The following is a 1,705-nucleotide window of genomic DNA, read 5'->3' as shown; positions in this document are numbered from 1 at the left end:
CCCCTCCCCCCCCACCGGGCGCCGAGCCTGCGCCGGGCGCTCATGGGCTGCCGAGCCGGTAGCCGACGCCGTGCACGGTGTGCACGAGGCGTGACTCGCCGCCCGACTCCAGCTTGCGGCGCAGGTAACCGACGTACACGGCAAGGGAGTTGGAGTCGGGCCCGAAGTCGCGGCCCCAGACCGACTGCTGGATGAGCTCGCGCGGAAGGACCTGCCCCGCGTTGCGCAGGAGCAGTTCGAGCAGGGCGAACTCGGTGCGGCTGAACTCGACCGCGCGGTGGCCGCGGCGGCCGGTGCGGGTCGCGGGGTCCAGGACGAGATCGGCGTACGCGAGGTCGTCGCCGTCGGCGGCGGGCTGCTCCGGGGCCGCACGCCGCAGCAGGGCGCGGACCCGGGCGACGAGCTCGTCGAGGGCGAAGGGCTTCACCAGGTAGTCGTCCGCGCCCGCGTCGAGGCCGTCGACGCGTTCGCTGACGGAGCCGAGGGCGGTGAGGACGAGGACCGGGGTGCGGTCGCCCGCGGCGCGCAGTTGGCGGCATACGGCGAGGCCGTCCAGGACCGGCATCATCACGTCCAGGACCAGGAGGTCGGGTTCCCAGCGGGCGACGGCGCTGAGCGCGCGCTGCCCGTCGGGGGCGCCGCGGACCAGGTGGCCCTCGATCGTGAGGGCGTCCTCCACCGCTGCGCGGACTTCGGGGTCGTCGTCGACTACGAGGACCTTGGCGGCGGGGGGTGCGCTCATGCTGGGCCTGTCGCACTGGACGCCTGGTTCATCTGTGCCCGGCAGCGGTGGGCACAACGGGGGCGGCTTTTTGGAGATCTCATGGACCCAAGGTGCCAAACGCGGCTCTTAAAACCCTCTTAGACCTGCGCGTGATGCTCCATTGCCATGCGAACACCCGATTTGCGATCTCCCGAGACAGGCGCCCCGGCCAACGGGCGTGCCCCTCTCTCCGTCGTCATCGGCGCGGGCGGCACCGGTGGACACATCTATCCAGGGCTCGCCCTCGCCGACGCCCTGCGGCGGGCCGCGCCGGGCGCGGTCGTCTCCTTCGTCGGTACGGAACGGGGGCTCGAGACCCGCCTGATACCGGACGCCGGATACCGCCTCCACACCGTCGACATGATTCCGTTCGACCCGTCGCTCGGCGCCAAGCGGTTTCTCCTGCCCGCCGCCCTGGTGAAGTCCGGCGCCCAGTGCCGGGCGATCCTGCGGGCACAGGGCGCGCAGGTCGCCGTCGGGATGGGCGGCTACCCCAGCGCTCCCGTCATCGTCGGCGCCAGGATGGCCGGTCTTCCGAGCCTCATCCACGAGTCCAACGCCGTCCCCGGCCGCGCCAACCGTTTCGCGGCCCGCCTCACCCCGAACATCGCGGTCGCCTTCGACCGCAGCCGGGAGCATCTGCCGGGCGGTGACCGGGCGTACACCACCGGGATGCCCATCGCGGCGCCGCTCGCCGCGCTCGACCGGGGGGCGCTGCGGGCCGAGGCCCGCCGGGAGTTCGGCGTGCCGCACGCGGCCCGGATGCTGCTCTTCAACGGCGGCAGCCTCGGCGCGGCCCGTCTTACCGAGGCGGCCGTGGGGCTCGCGGCGCGCTGGCGGCACCGCGCCGACGTACGGCTGCTGATCAAGACGGGGCCCGCGGCGCTCGACGAGACGCGGCGGCGGCTCGTGGCGGCGGGCGGCGATGTGGTCGCCAAGGCC

The 1,705-nt window shown here is 73.8% G+C and carries 2 protein-coding genes; one reads left to right on the top strand and one right to left on the bottom strand.

Annotated features, from left to right (window positions below):
• Positions 1-40 precede the first annotated feature (40 nt).
• Positions 41-742 carry a response regulator transcription factor gene (locus ABD378_RS03665; RefSeq protein WP_344518863.1) on the bottom strand — a complete coding sequence of 234 codons (702 nt, stop codon included), beginning with the start codon at positions 740-742 and terminating at the stop codon, positions 41-43.
• A 147-nt stretch (positions 743-889) separates the two neighbouring features.
• Here ABD378_RS03665 and ABD378_RS03660 point away from each other — a divergent pair.
• Positions 890-1,705: UDP-N-acetylglucosamine--N-acetylmuramyl-(pentapeptide) pyrophosphoryl-undecaprenol N-acetylglucosamine transferase (locus tag ABD378_RS03660; RefSeq protein ID WP_344518862.1), on the top strand; the 816-nt coding region annotated here is incomplete at its 3' end.

This window comes from Streptomyces rectiviolaceus (assembly GCF_039533825.1).
Classification (GTDB): domain Bacteria; phylum Actinomycetota; class Actinomycetes; order Streptomycetales; family Streptomycetaceae; genus Streptomyces; species Streptomyces rectiviolaceus.
The sequence above is the reverse complement of the archived record's forward strand: the minus strand, read 5'-3'. Positions and strand labels throughout refer to the sequence as shown.